Here is a 13373-nt window from a genome sequence, read left to right on the forward strand (position 1 = left end):
CAGCGGCGCCCCCGTCGAGAATCGAGTTTCCGGCGGCGGTGCCGCCGGTCCCCGGGGGCTTCTCCGTGTCCCCGGGGACCGAACGGCCGCCCACGTCAGCCCGCGTGCTCCACGAACCGTCGCGCCGTCTCCGACAGGAGTGCGTGGCCGTCCCCGGCCCACAGCTCGTCGTTGAACAGCTCGACCTCGATGGGGCCCGTGTAGCCGGCGGCCTCCACGTAGCCCTTCCACTCCCGCATGTCGATCGCGCCGTCGCCGATCTGACCGCGGCCGGTCAGGACGCCCGCCGGGAGCGGGGTGATCCAGTCGGCTAGCTGGAAGGTGTGGATGCGGCCGCCCGCGCCCGCGCGGGTGATCGCCGCGGGGGCCGTGTCGTCCCACCAGATGTGGTACGTGTCCACGGTCACGCCCACCTGGTCCGCCGGGAAGCGCTCCGCGATGTCCAGGGCCTGGGAGAGGGTCGACACCACGCAGCGGTCCGAGGCGAACATGGGGTGGAGCGGCTCGATGGCCAGCCGCACCCCGTTCGACGCCGCGTAGGGGCCCAGTTCGGCCAGGGCGTCCGCGATGCGCTCCCGCGCCCCGTGGAGGTCCTTCGAGCCCTGCGGGAGGCCGCCCGAGACCAGGACCAGCGTGTCCGTGCCGAGCGTGGCCGCCTCGTCGATCGCCTTGCGGTTGTCGGCGAGGGCCGCCGCCCGCTCCGCCGGGTCGATCGCCGTGAAGAAGCCGCCCCGGCACAGGGTGGTGACCGTCAGGCCCGCGTCGCGGACCAGCTTGGCCGTCGCCTCCAGGCCGTGGGCCGCCACCGGCTCGCGCCACAGGCCCACGCCGGGAATGCCCAGCTCCACGCAGCCGGCGACCAGTTCCGGCATCGACAGCTGCTTCACCGTCATCTGGTTGATGGAGAAGCGTTCCAGTCCGGTGCCCGCGCTCACTGGGCCACCCCGTACACCGACAGGAGGTTCTTCATACGGGTCTCCGCCAGCGCCGGGTCCGGGAAGAGGCCCAGGCCGTCGGCGAGTTCGTACGCCCGCGCGAAGTGCGGGAGGGAGCGGGCGGACTGGAGGCCGCCGACCATGGTGAAGTGCTCCTGGTGGCCCGAGAGCCACGCCAGGAACACCACGCCCGTCTTGTAGAAGCGGGTCGGGGTCTGGAAGAGGTGGCGGGAGAGTTCGACGGTCGGGTCCAGGAGTTCCCGGAAGCCCTTCACGTCGCCCGTGTCGAGGACGCGCACCGCTTCGGCCGCCAGCGGGCCCAGCGGGTCGAAGATGCCGAGGAGGGCGTGGCTGAAGCCCTGCTCGTCGCCCGCGATCAGCTCGGGGTAGTTGAAGTCGTCACCCGTGTAACAGCGGACACCGCTCGGGAGCCTGCGGCGGATGTCGATCTCCCGCTGGGCGTCCAGGAGCGAGACCTTGATGCCGTCGACCTTGTCCGGGTGGGCCGCGATGACCTCCAGGAAGGTCTCCGTGGCCGCGTCCAGGTCGGACGAGCCCCAGTAGCCCTCCAGCGCCGGGTCGAACATCGGGCCGAGCCAGTGCAGGACGACCGGCTCGGCGGCCTGGCGCAGCAGGTGCGCGTAGACCTCCAGATAGTCCTCCGGGCCCCGCGCGGCGGCGGCCAGCGCCCGAGAGGCCATCAGGATCGCCTGGGCGCCCGACTCCTCGACGACCGCCAGCTGCTCCTCGTACGCCGCGCGGATCTCGTCCAGGGACGCGGGCGCGGTCAGCTGGTCGGTGCCGACGCCGCACGCGATGCGGCCGCCGACCGCCTTGGCCTCCTTGGCGCTGCGGCGGATCAGTTCCGCCGCTCCCGCCCAGTCGAGGCCCATGCCGCGCTGGGCGGTGTCCATGGCCTCGGCGACGCCGAGCCCGTGCGACCACAGGTGACGGCGGAAGGCGAGGGTCGCCTCCCAGTCGACGGCCGCCGGGGAGTCCGGGGACACGTCGGCGAAGGGGTCGGCGACGACGTGCGCCGCCGAGAAGACCGTGCGGGAGGTGAAGGGGGCGCCCGTCGCCAGGGCCAGGGGCTCCGGGCGGGGGGTGTAGGTCCTGAGCCCGCCCGCGCCGTCGGGGAGTCGGATCGTCACAGCTGGATCTCCGGTACGTCGAGACGGCGGCCCTCGACCGAGGACTTCAGGCCCAGCTCGGCGAGCTGGACACCGCGGGCGCCGGCCAGCAGGTCCCAGTGGTAGGGCGCGTCGGCGTACACGTGCTTGAGGAACAGCTCCCACTGCGCCTTGAAGCCGTTGTCGAACTCGGCGTTGTCCGGGACCTCCTGCCACTGGTCGCGGAAGGAGTAGGTGGCGGGGATGTCGGGGTTCCACACCGGCTTCGGCGTGGCGCTGCGGTGCTGGACGCGGCAGTTGCGCAGGCCCGCGACGGCGGACCCCTCCGTGCCGTCGACCTGGAACTCCACCAGCTCGTCGCGGTTGACGCGGACGGCCCAGGAGGAGTTGATCTGGGCGATCGCGCCGCCGTCCAGCTCGAAGATCCCGTAGGCGGCGTCGTCGGCGGTGGCGTCGTACGGCTTGTCCTGCTCGTCCCAGCGCTGCGGGATGTGGGTGGCGGTGAGCGCCTGGACGGACTTCACTCGGCCGAACAGCTCGTGCAGCACGTACTCCCAGTGCGGGAACATGTCGACGACGATGCCGCCGCCGTCCTCCGCGCGGTAGTTCCACGAGGGGCGCTGGGCCTCCTGCCAGTCGCCCTCGAAGACCCAGTAGCCGAACTCGCCGCGGATGGACAGGATGCGGCCGAAGAAGCCGCCGTCGATGAGGCGCTTCAGCTTCAGCAGACCCGGCAGGAACAGCTTGTCCTGGACGACGCCGTGCTTGATGCCGGCGGTGTGGGCGAGGCGGGCCAGCTCCAGGGCGCCCTCCAGGCCGGTGGCCGTGGGCTTCTCCGTGTAGATGTGCTTGCCGGCGGCGATCGCCTTCTTCAGGGCCTCCTCGCGGGCGGAGGTGACCTGGGCGTCGAAGTAGATGTCCACGGAGTCGTCGGCGAGGACCGCGTCCACGTCCGTGGACCAGTGCTCCAGGCCGTGCTGCTCGGCCATCGCCCTCAGCGCGTGCTCACGGCGGCCGACGAGGACGGGCTCGGGCCACAGGACGGTGCCGTCGCCGAGGTCGAGTCCGCCCTGCTCGCGGAGGGCGAGGAGGGAGCGGACGAGGTGCTGGCGGTACCCCATGCGCCCCGTCACGCCGTTCATGGCGATCCGTACGGTCTTGCGTGTCACGGCCGATCCCTTCGTCTTGTTCTGCGTTGCTGACGTGTTCGTTCTGGTGCGTACGCGTCCGGCGCCGCGTACGCCCGGGGACCTGAAGAGGTGAGCGTGACAGCAAGCGCTTTCTATCTAGTGAGAAGCTAGCCTCTGAGCAGCGGTCCGGACAAGACCGTAGGGGGTTCGAGTTGTTCGAGGGGGCGAACGGCGATCGCGGTCGTATGGTTCCCCGGACGAGCCGCACGGCTCGCGACGACTCGGACGAGACGCTCACCGGAGGCGAGTAAACGATGACAGTGACCCTGGCGGACGTGGCGGCCCGTGCGCAGGTGTCGCCCGCGACCGTCTCCCGGGTGCTCAACGGGAACTATCCGGTGGCCGCGTCCACGCGGGAGCGGGTGCTCAAGGCCGTCGACGAACTGGACTACGTCCTGAACGGGCCCGCCAGCGCCCTCGCCGCCGCCACCTCCGACCTGGTGGGCATCCTGGTGAACGACATCGCCGACCCCTTCTTCGGGATCATGGCGAGCGCCATCCAGAACGAGATCGGCGGGCCGGGCGGGCGCGCGGGCGGGGAGCGGCTGGCCGTGGTGTGCAACACGGGCGGCTCCCCTGAGCGCGAACTGACGTATCTCACGCTGTTGCAGCGGCAGCGCGCCGCGGCCGTGGTGCTGACCGGTGGGGCCATCGAGGACCCGGCCCATCTGACCGCCGTCGGCAACAAGGTGCGGAAGCTGGCGGAGGCCGGGACGCGGGTCGTGTTGTGCGGGCGGCCGCCCACGCCCGAGGCCATAGCGATCACCTTCGACAACCGGGGCGGCGGGCAGCGGCTCACCGAGCACCTGATCGGGCTGGGGCATCGGCGACTCGGGTACATCGCCGGGCCCGAGGAACGGACCACCACCCGGCACCGGCTGGAGGGGCACCGGGCGGCGCTGGCCGCGGCCGACATCGAGGACGACTCCAGACGGACCGTCTACGGACGCTACGACCGGCTCTCCGGGTACGAGGCGACGCTGGAACTGCTGCGGCGCGACCCGACGCTGACGGCGGTCGTCGCCGCGAACGACACGGTGGCGCTGGGCGCGTGCGCGGCGCTCCGCGATTCCGGCCTGAGGATTCCGGACGACGTCTCGGTCGCCGGGTTCGACGACCTCCCCTTCAGCATCGACGCGGTACCGGCACTGACGACCGTACGGCTGCCGCTGTCGGAGGCGGGGGCCCGCGCCGGGCGGATCGCGATGGGGCGCGAGGAGGCACCGCACGGGGGAATCGCCACCGTCCGGGGCGAGCTGATGGTCCGCGGGTCGACCGGGGCGCCTCGGGGGGAGTGAGCCGGCGCCCTGCCGGGATGGGCCGGCGGGGTGACTCGCCTGGGTGACCGGGGTGACCCGCCGGGGGCGGGTGGTGACCCGCCGGGGGGCCGGGGTGACCCGCCGGGGTGGGCCGCCGGGGTGGCCCGCCGGGGTGGGCCGCCGCCCTCGGTGGAAGGGAGGGCGGCGGGTGTGAAGGGGGCAAGCGGGCGTGTCAGGGGCGTCGGCGCGGGGGCAGGGTCAGGTAGAGGCGGGTGCCTCCCGGGCGGTAGCCGGCGCGTTCGTAGACGCGGCGGGAGCCCTCGCCGGAGTACTCCAGCCAGACCGAGTCCGCGCCACGGGTGAACATCGCCTCGGTGAGCGCGGCTGTGACCGCCGTGGCGATGCCGCGGCCCCGGTGGGCGGGGCGGGTGCCGACGCCGGACAGTTCCGCGGTGCCCTCGGCGGGCGGCGAGCACGACGCGCCGCCGGCGCAGCCTCCAGTGGAGATTCCGGTGGAGGCGCCGGTGGAGGTGCGGTCGCCGAGAGCCGAGGCACCGTCCTGCGGGGTCCGGACGTAGCGGACGGCGCCGCCTGCTTCCTGGGTGGTGCGGAGTCGGGCCGCGCCCTCGGGGGAGGGAGCGAAGGCGCCGCCGAAGGCCTCGGCGAGCGCGGCGTCCAGCGCGGCGTACTCCTCGTCGGTGGTCGGGGTCTCCACGCGCGGGGTACCGGCGGAGCGGGAACGCAGCAGCGTGCCCGGTGTGCAGACGAGGTACTCGTGCACCGCCTCGGTGATGAACCCCGCCGCACGGAGGGCCGGTTCGACGCCGGGCGCGGCACCGGGCGCGAACTCCAGCCGGGGCAGGCGGTCTTGGTCCAGGAAGACCGCGACCAGGGTCGCCACGTCCCGTGCGGTCGGCTCGGCGCCGGGCAGCGGAGTGGCGTAGTTCAGGTACGGGTGGTCGGTGTCGGCGGAGAAGCCCGCGACGAAGCCTGCGGTCTCGAAGACGACGGGGCGGCGGCGCAGGTTGGTGACGGCGAAGCGCTGGACCTGGTTGTCCATGGTGGTGTCGACCTCACGGGTTCACGGAGTCTCGGGAGCCCGGCGAACTCCGTTGTCACGGAGGCTCGGCCGGGCACGGGAGCGTGCGACGCCGGGCGAGTGCGGGGCGTCGGGCGTGGGGCCGCCGTGTGAGAGCGGGTGGGCTGAGGCCGCTGGTGCGGCGGCGGTTCAGCGCCTACGGCGGCCGCTGGCGGGCGCCGTGTTCATTGGCTTCGGTCCTCACCGGGAGGGCACGCGAGGGCGCGTGCGTGCTGGCGGGCGTGCGGAGGGCGTGCGTGTTCGGGGCCGCGCGCTGGGGCCCCGCGCTCAACCTTTCCAGCACCGCCCGTCGCGGGCAAGCGAGTTGATCCGAGGCGGTGGGCGGTCGTGTCGGCCGTCGACCGGCCGGTCGCGGCGGTCGTCCGGTGCGGTGGCGTACGCCGGTGATCAGCAACCCACCCGTCCCGTCACGGACAGTGACGCTTCAGCGCGCGAGGGTGACGGGTCCGGCTTACGTTGAGATGGAAAGCTTCACCCCCACTCAGGAGGAACACCATGGTCGCCAAGGACAAGGGCAACATGGACAAGATCAAGGGCAAGGCCAAGGAGATGACCGGCAAGGTCACCGGCGACCGCGAGCAGCAGGTCGAGGGCAAGATGCAGCAGGCACGCGGTGAGGCGAAGAAGCTCAAGGGCAAGGCCCAGGAGCGCGTCCAGAGCACCACGCGACGCACCGCCACCAAGCGCGAGAACGCCTGAACGGCGCCGACCGCTCGCGCCGCTCGGCACACGCCGGGCTGAGCCGCGGAAAGGGGCTCCCGCGACTGCGGGGGCCCCTTTCGCATGGGGGACGCAAGGGTGCCGACACGGGGGGGCGTCGACACGGGGTCGGGGTGTCTCGCGGGGGTGGTGCGGGGCCGGGGCGGGTTTCGGGAGGTGGCGGGAAGCCCGAGGCGGGCTCCGGAAAACGGCGCGGCGGGAGGCCGGGGCCGGTTTTCGCGGAGCGAGGCGGCGAAGCGGGGCGGGGGCGCGTTTGGGAGGCAGCGGAGCGAGGCGGGGTGGCCGGGGCTTCGTCGGCGGGTGCGGGTGCGTGGGGGCCGGTCGCGCAGTTCCCCGCGCCCCCGAAAAGCGACCGGGCTGCGCCCGTGCTTTTCCTGCGCGAGCAGCCACAACCCACCCGCACCCGCGACAGCCACAGAGGACGCGTGTCGCTGCGGGTGGGGCGTGGGGCGTGGGGGGTGTCAGATCTTCGGGGGAGTAAGGGCGGGGCTGGGGGTACTCGGCGGTCATGGATGTTCGGTCGGAGGAACCGTCGCTGCCTGCGGCAAGGGGCGGGATCTCGGATGCCCTCATCGAGAATCTGCGGGGCGGCGGGGCGCTGCCCGGCGAGCGGGAGGTCGCGGGGGCCGACCCGTTCGGCGAGGATCCGCAGCTCGCGCTGTACCTCTGTTACGAGCTGCACTACCGCGGCTTCGCCGACGTCCCCGACGACCGCGAGTGGGACCCGGAGCTGCTGCGTTTCCGGGCCTCGCTGGAGCGGCCGTTCCTGGAGGCCCTGCGCGCCGCCGCCCCCCGGCACAAACGCGCCGACGACGCCTTGGACGAGCTGCTCGTGGAGCCGGTCGACGGCACCGGCGTCAGCCGGTTCCTCGCGGACGAGGGCGAGCTGTGGCAGCTGCGGGAGTACGCGGCCCAGCGTTCCCTCTACCACCTCAAGGAGGCCGACCCGCACGCCTGGGTGCTGCCCCGGCTGTGGGGGCGGGCGAAGGCCGGGATGGCCGCCGTGGAGTTCGACGAGTTCGGCGGCGGCCGGGCCGACCGGGTCCACGCCCGCCTCTTCGCCGACCTCATGACGGACCTGGGGCTCGACCCGGCCTATGGCCGCTACGTGGACTCGGCCGGCGCCGAGGCCCTCACCCTCGTGAACATGATGTCCCTGTTCGGGCTGCACCGGTCCTTGCGCGGCGCCCTCGTGGGCCACTTCGCGACCGTCGAGATCACCTCCTCCCCCGCCTCCCGGCGGCTCGCCAAGGCGATGCGGCGGACGGGGGCCGGGGCGGCCGCCGAGCACTTCTACACCGAGCACGTCGAGGCCGACGCCGTCCACGAACAGGTCGTACGGCACGAGGTCGTCGCCGGGCTGCTGGCGGAGGAGCCGCACCTGGACGCCGACGTGGCGTTCGGCGTGGACGCCACGAACCATCTGGAGGACGTTCTCGCCGACCGCCTCCTGGACGCCTGGCGGGCCGGCCGGTCCTCGCTACGGGCGCCTGTCTGACACCCCAGGCACCCCGGAGGACCCCCACTCCCCACGCGTACAGACCGACCGCTCCCCGCGCACACCCGGAGGCCGAGCCCGTGAACCCACTCTCACCACCCCTCGCGCTGCCCGGCGTCTACGCCCCGCAGGACGACACCGAGCTGCTCGTGCACGCGCTGGGACGGGAAGCGCTCGCGCCGGGGGCCCGGGTCCTGGACGTGGGTACGGGGACGGGCGCCGTGGCGCTGGCCGCGGCCCGGCGGGGGGCGCGGGTGACCGCCGTGGACATCTCGTGGCGGGCGGTGCTCAACGCCAAGGTCAACGCCGTGCTGGCGGGACTCTCGCTGAGTGTCGTCCGGGGGAATCTGCTGGCCCCGATGTCGGGGCGGTCCTTCGACCTGATCCTGTCCAACCCGCCGTACGTACCGGCGCCGGAACCGGAACCGCGGCCCGGCGACGGCGGCGGCACCGGGCGGGCGGCGGTACGGGGTGCCGCGCGGGCCTGGGACGCGGGCCGGGACGGGCGGCTTGTTCTGGACCGGATCTGCCGGGACGCGCCCGCGCTGCTCGCACCCGGCGGGGTGCTGCTGCTCGTGCAGTCGACGCTGAGCGACGCGGAGCGGACCCTCGCACAGGTGCGGGCGGCGGGGCTGCGGGCCGAGGTCGTGGACCGCCGGTACGTCGCCTTCGGGCCCGTGCTGCGGTCGCGGAGCGGCTGGTTGCGCGACCGGGGGCTGCTGGGGGACGAGGGGGACGACGAGAAGGAAGAGCTGGTGGTCATCCGTGCCGAACGACCCTGCTGAGCGCCGCCGCATCACCGTCCAGCGCCCCGGCCCGCTGCTGGTCGAGGGCCCCGTCGAGGTCACCACGGAGGACGGTACGACCGTGTCGTCGGACCGCTTCCGCGTGGCCCTGTGCACCTGCCGCCGCAGCCGGATCTACCCCTGGTGCGACACCAGCCACCGGCAGCGGGCCGGGGGCCGGGGCGACACCGACCGCGGGCGTCGCCCGCCCGACGGCCCACCCGAGCCCCGCTGAGCCGCCCCCGGGCCTCGCCGAGCCGCCCGTTCGCGCGTCTCGCCGAGCCGCTCGGCGCTCGACGTCCGACGCTTGACGAAGCCCCCGCCCAGCCGTCCGTCCCGAAGGGAACCCGGCCGCCATGCACACCTACGGCACACAGAAGTCGTACTGGATCGACACCGCGCCCGAGACCGGCCCGCACCCGACGCTCGACGGGGACCTCGTCGTCGACGTCGCCGTGGTGGGGGCGGGCATCGCCGGGATCAGCACGGCGTGGGAACTGGCCCGCACCGGCCGCAGGGTGGCCCTGCTGGAGGCCGACCGGGTCGCCTCTGGGGTGACGGGGCACACCACGGCCAAGGTGAGCGCCCTGCACACGCTGATCTACGACCGGCTGCGGCGCCACCGGGGCGCGGAGGGCGCGCGCCTGTACGCGCGGTCGCAGACGGAGGCGATCCGGCACGCCGCCGCCGTGGCGGAGGAGCTGGGGATCGCGTGCGACTGGGAGGAGACGGAGGCGTACACGTACGCCGAGGACGACAGTGGCGTGGACGAGCTGAGGGCCGAGGCGGAGGCGGCCCGGGAGGCCGGTCTGCCCGCCTCCTTCGTGACGGCGACGGGGCTGCCGTTCCCGGTGGCGGGGGCGGTACGGGTGGCGCAGCAGGCGCAGTTCCATCCGCGCAAGTACCTCCTCGCCCTCGTCGACGACCTCGTGCGGCAGGGCGGTGTCGTCCACGAGCGGACGCGGGTGACCCGGCTCAAGGAGGGCTCGCCGTGCCGGCTGACGACGGAGGCCGGGCACACGGTGACCGCCGAGGACGTCGTCGTGGCCACGCACTACCCGGTGTTCGACCGGGCGCTGCTGTTCGCCCGGCTCTCGCCGCGCCGCGAGCTGGTCCTGACGGCGCCGATCCCGGCGGACGCCGACCCGCACGGCATGTACATCACGCGGGAGCAGCGCACCCGTTCCGTGCGCACCGCCCCGTACGGGGACGGGCGGCGGCTGCTGATCGTCACCGGGGAGCACTTCACTCCGGGGACCGGCAACGTCGAGGAGCGGTTCGAACTGCTCGCCGAGTGGGCCGTCGAGCGTTTCGGGCCACTCGACTTCACCCACCGGTGGGCCACGCAGGACAACGACTCCACCGACTCCGTGCCGCTGGTCGGCCCCTTCCACGCGGGCGCCCGGCACACCTGGGTGGCGGCCGGGTTCGGCGGCTGGGGCATGAGCAGCGGTGTCATGGCGGGGCGGCTCCTCACCGACCTGATCAGCGGCGGCAAGGCGCCGTGGAGCGACCTGTACGACCCGCGCCGCGTCCTCAGCGCCGTACGGGAGGCGCCGAGCTTCCTCAAGCACCAGGCGCAGGTCGCCCGGCACTTCGTCGGGGACCGGCTCTCCCCGTCGTCCGACACCTCCTTCGACACGATCGCGCCGGGCGACGGGGCGATCGTCCGGGCCGGCGGCCACCACTACGCGGTCCACCGCGACGACGACGGTGTCCTGCACACCCTGTCCGCGCGCTGCACGCACATGGGCTGCCTGGTCGCCTTCAACCGCGCCGAACGCGCCTGGGAGTGCCCCTGCCACGGCTCCCGCTACGACCCCGAGGGCCGCGTCCTGCAAGGACCGGCGACGAAGCCGCTGGAACAGCGGGACATCTGACGAACGACGCGTACGACGCGTAACGACGACGAGTAACCACGAGTAGGGTCCGAGGACATGAAGCTTGCGTTTTCCACTCTGGGTGTGCCCGGTCTTCCGGTGCCGGAGGTCGTGCGGCTCGCCGCCGGGCACGGCTACCACGGCGTCGAGTTGCGGGCCCATCCCGAGGAACCGGTGCACCCGGGGATCGGGGCCGCCGAACGGGACCGGGTCGCCGCCGAGTTCAAGGCGGCCGGCGTGGAGATCCTGGGGCTCGCCGGATACGCGAAGGTCGCGGCGCCGGGGGACGACGGGCCGGTGCTCGACGAGATCCGGGACCTGCTCGACCTGGCGCGGGACCTGGGCGCCCCCTTCGTCCGTGTCTTCCCCGGCGGCGACCCGGACGGCGGGCAGAGCACGGACGAGGCCGACGCCGTCGCGGCCCGGCGGCTGGGCACGGCGGCACAGGACGCGGCCGACCGCGGGGTGCGCGTCCTGCTGGAGACCCACGACTCGCACCGCACCGGCGCCGACGCCATCCGCGTCCTCGGCCCCGTCGGCCACCACAGCGTCGGCGCGCTGTGGGACGTCATGCACACCTGGCTCGGCGGCGAACAGCCCGCCGACTCGTACGCCGCCCTCTCCCCCTTCCTCGGCTACGTCCAGGTCAAGGACATCGCCTCGACCGACGACACCACCCCGCTGCCACTCGGCGCGGGCGCCCTCCCGCTCGGCGAGTGCCTGGACGTGCTGACCCGCAAGGAGTGGGACGGCTGGCTGTGCTGGGAGTACGAGAAGCGGTGGTACGAGACCGCCGCCCCGCTGCCGGAGCTGCTGGCGGCGGGGAGGGAACACCTCAGGCGGCTGCTCAACGACGCGGCATGAGCCCGGGGCGGGCCGAGCAGGGCGGCTGAACACGGCGCGGGCCCGTGGACGGGAGGGGTCCGGCCACGGGCCCGCCGTCCCGCCTGCTTTCTGACCGCGAATCAACACCCAGCCAGACAAAGTTGCTCACCCGGCGAGCTGCTACCGACAGTAACTCGTGGAAAACGGAGCGCTTCGGCGTGCCTTTATCGCAGACTTACCTCCCGCAACCCGCCACCTCAACTGGCCATGCATCGGGGGGATTTGACATATGCAAGGCACGGTCGACGGATTCAGCTACGGCGCGGTCACCCCGGTGGCCGCCTACATCATGGCGTGCCTGGGCGCGGCGCTGGGACTGCGCTGCGTGGTCAGGTCCCTCTACAACGAGCGTTCCTGGAAACCCGGTTGGCTGGCGCTGGGCGCGGCGTCGATCGGGTGCGGCATCTGGACGATGCACTTCATCGCGATGATCGGCTTCCGGGTGAAGGAGAGCCGCATCCACTACGACGTCGGCCTGACCGTCCTCAGCCTCGCCGTGGCGATCGTCGTCGTCGGCATCGGCGTCTTCGCCGTCGGCTACCGGGGCGTCAGCACCGCCACCCTGTGCACCGCGGGCAGCGTCACCGGGCTCGGTGTCGCCGCCATGCACTACCTCGGCATGGCCGCCATCCAGCTCAACGGCATCATCGAGTACGACATCGCGATCGTCGCCCTGTCGGTGGTCATCGCGATCGTCGCCGCGACCGCCGCGCTCTGGGCGGCCGTGTCCATCAGCGGCTTCCTCACCAGCCTCGGCGCGAGCCTGGTCATGGGGGTCGCGGTGTCCGGCATGCACTACACGGGCATGGCGGCGGTCGGGGTCCATCTGCACGGCAGGGGCGGTGGCCCGCTGACCGGGGAGTCACCGACGTCGATGCTCCTGCCGATGCTGATCGGCCCGGTCATCTTCCTGGTACTGGCCGGCGTGGTCGTGATGTTCGACCCGCTGCTGGTGCTGGGGGACGGGGAGTGGAACAAGGGGAGGACGGCGGCGGGCCGGCCGGCGCGCGAACGGATGGCCGCGGGCGGAGGGCCGAGGGTGCCCAAGGCGGCCTGGCGGGCCGACCGCCCCGACCGGCCGCTCACCCACCCGGACCCCGACGCGGGGTCCCTGTTCGAGCGTCCGGCACGACGGGAACGGGAGCCGGGGGGAACGGCGGGGCCGCGGGTCCAGGAGTGGTGAGTTCGGGTCGGCGTGGGGGTCCGGAGCGGGTGAGGGGGGCTGGTCGCGCAGTTCCCCGCGCCCCTAGGCGCCCGGTTCAGGCAGCAGCCGCGGCTCGACCCGGTCCTCCACCACCCCGTCGCCCTCCCGCCGCACGATGTACGCCCCCTTGCCCGGCACCTCGGAGACCACCTCCGTCAGCTTCGTGCCGTGGTACACGAGGCCCACCCCGTCGTCGGTGCAGTGCGTCTCCGGCAGCGTGCCGGCCGCGACGAGGTCGTGGACGAGGGGCCGGCGGCCGTCGTCGCTGTCGTAGTGGACGCCGTTGCCGTACGGGAGGAAGGCCAACGCGTCGGTGACGGGACGCAGTCGGGGGCCGAAGGAGTCGGTCGTACCGCCCTGGAACCAGCAGATGGAGCCCGCGCTCACCCCGCTGAGGACGACCCCCGCCTCCCAGGCCCGCCGGAAGACCGTGTCGAGGCCGTGGACGCGCCAGACGGCCAGCAGGTTGGCCACCGAGCCGCCCATGACCCAGACGACGTCCTGTTCGAGGACGGCGCCCTCGACGTCCTCGATGTTGGGCATCGGGAAGAGCTGGAGCGGGGTGAGGTCGAAGCCCGCCACCCGCGCCGCCTCGTTCATACGGGCCGTCATGTGCTCGGCGTCACCGATGGCCGTACCGACGTACATGACCTTCGGACGACGGCCGTTCACGCCCGACAGCTCCACCGCGTGGTGCACGAGGGAGTGGAAACCGACCCAGATGCGGTCCCCCCTGCGGTGGCCGCCCGAGGTGGCGACGATGGTGGGCTCGGTGGCAGTCATGGCCG

At 73.3% G+C, this 13373-nt stretch carries 13 protein-coding genes; 8 read left to right on the plus strand and 5 right to left on the minus strand.

Annotation, left to right across the window (positions count from 1 at the left end):
• Nucleotides 1-95: 95 nt before the first annotated feature.
• Genes ACZ4Z2_RS01320 through ACZ4Z2_RS01330 form a run of 3 tightly spaced genes read right to left on the minus strand, consistent with a single transcriptional unit; the run spans nt 96 to nt 3234 of the window.
• The gene (locus ACZ4Z2_RS01320; RefSeq protein WP_468071657.1) at nt 96-893 is read right to left on the minus strand and encodes a sugar phosphate isomerase/epimerase family protein; all 798 of its coding nucleotides are present in this window, start codon (nt 891-893) and stop codon (nt 96-98) included.
• Nucleotides 894-931: 38 nt separating this feature from the next.
• A complete protein-coding gene (locus ACZ4Z2_RS01325) occupies nt 932-2086 on the minus strand; it encodes a dihydrodipicolinate synthase family protein (protein WP_468071131.1) in 1155 nt (384 codons plus the stop codon).
• Nucleotides 2083-3234: a Gfo/Idh/MocA family protein gene (locus ACZ4Z2_RS01330; protein ID WP_468071133.1), complete on the minus strand. Its 1152-nt coding sequence runs from the start codon at nt 3232-3234 to the stop codon at nt 2083-2085. The genes ACZ4Z2_RS01325 and ACZ4Z2_RS01330 overlap by 4 nt, the downstream gene beginning before the upstream one ends.
• 275 nt (nt 3235-3509) lie before the next feature.
• Between ACZ4Z2_RS01330 and ACZ4Z2_RS01335 the strand changes: the two genes are divergently transcribed.
• On the plus strand, nt 3510-4553 hold the full coding sequence (locus ACZ4Z2_RS01335; RefSeq protein WP_468071135.1) for a LacI family DNA-binding transcriptional regulator: 1044 nt from the start codon (nt 3510-3512) through the stop codon (nt 4551-4553).
• A 193-nt stretch (nt 4554-4746) separates the two neighbouring features.
• Here the strand turns inward: ACZ4Z2_RS01335 and ACZ4Z2_RS01340 are convergent, their stop codons facing one another.
• A complete protein-coding gene (locus ACZ4Z2_RS01340; protein ID WP_468071136.1) occupies nt 4747-5574 on the minus strand; it encodes a GNAT family N-acetyltransferase in 828 nt (275 codons plus the stop codon).
• A gap of 534 nt (nt 5575-6108) precedes the next feature.
• Between ACZ4Z2_RS01340 and ACZ4Z2_RS01345 the strand changes: the two genes are divergently transcribed.
• The 7 genes from ACZ4Z2_RS01345 (at nt 6109) to ACZ4Z2_RS01375 (ending at nt 12564) form a co-directional block, all read left to right on the plus strand.
• Nucleotides 6109-6312, plus strand: coding sequence for a CsbD family protein (locus ACZ4Z2_RS01345; protein WP_468071137.1), 204 nt, complete (start codon nt 6109-6111; stop codon nt 6310-6312).
• 529 nt (nt 6313-6841) lie between these two features.
• Nucleotides 6842-7831 (plus strand): iron-containing redox enzyme family protein, encoded by a 990-nt coding sequence (locus ACZ4Z2_RS01350; protein ID WP_468071139.1) that lies wholly within the window; start codon nt 6842-6844, stop codon nt 7829-7831.
• 80 nt (nt 7832-7911) lie between these two features.
• Nucleotides 7912-8616 carry a HemK2/MTQ2 family protein methyltransferase gene (locus tag ACZ4Z2_RS01355; protein WP_468071141.1) on the plus strand — a complete coding sequence of 235 codons (705 nt, stop codon included), beginning with the start codon at nt 7912-7914 and terminating at the stop codon, nt 8614-8616.
• The gene (locus tag ACZ4Z2_RS01360) at nt 8597-8851 is read left to right on the plus strand and encodes a CDGSH iron-sulfur domain-containing protein (protein ID WP_468071143.1); all 255 of its coding nucleotides are present in this window, start codon (nt 8597-8599) and stop codon (nt 8849-8851) included. Before ACZ4Z2_RS01355 ends, ACZ4Z2_RS01360 begins: the two co-directional genes overlap by 20 nt.
• 121 nt (nt 8852-8972) lie before the next feature.
• Nucleotides 8973-10496: an FAD-dependent oxidoreductase gene (locus ACZ4Z2_RS01365; RefSeq protein ID WP_468071145.1), complete on the plus strand. Its 1524-nt coding sequence runs from the start codon at nt 8973-8975 to the stop codon at nt 10494-10496.
• A 57-nt stretch (nt 10497-10553) separates the two neighbouring features.
• Complete coding sequence (locus ACZ4Z2_RS01370; RefSeq protein WP_468071147.1) at nt 10554-11360, plus strand: sugar phosphate isomerase/epimerase family protein; 807 nt, start codon at nt 10554-10556, stop codon at nt 11358-11360.
• 250 nt (nt 11361-11610) lie between these two features.
• Nucleotides 11611-12564 carry an MHYT domain-containing protein gene (locus tag ACZ4Z2_RS01375; protein ID WP_468071149.1) on the plus strand — a complete coding sequence of 318 codons (954 nt, stop codon included), beginning with the start codon at nt 11611-11613 and terminating at the stop codon, nt 12562-12564.
• Between the two features lie 63 nt (nt 12565-12627).
• Here the strand turns inward: ACZ4Z2_RS01375 and ACZ4Z2_RS01380 are convergent, their stop codons facing one another.
• The gene (locus ACZ4Z2_RS01380; protein ID WP_468071151.1) at nt 12628-13368 is read right to left on the minus strand and encodes a Type 1 glutamine amidotransferase-like domain-containing protein; all 741 of its coding nucleotides are present in this window, start codon (nt 13366-13368) and stop codon (nt 12628-12630) included.
• Nucleotides 13369-13373: the final 5 nt, after the last annotated feature.

This window comes from Streptomyces sp. NPDC030183 (assembly GCF_055573455.1).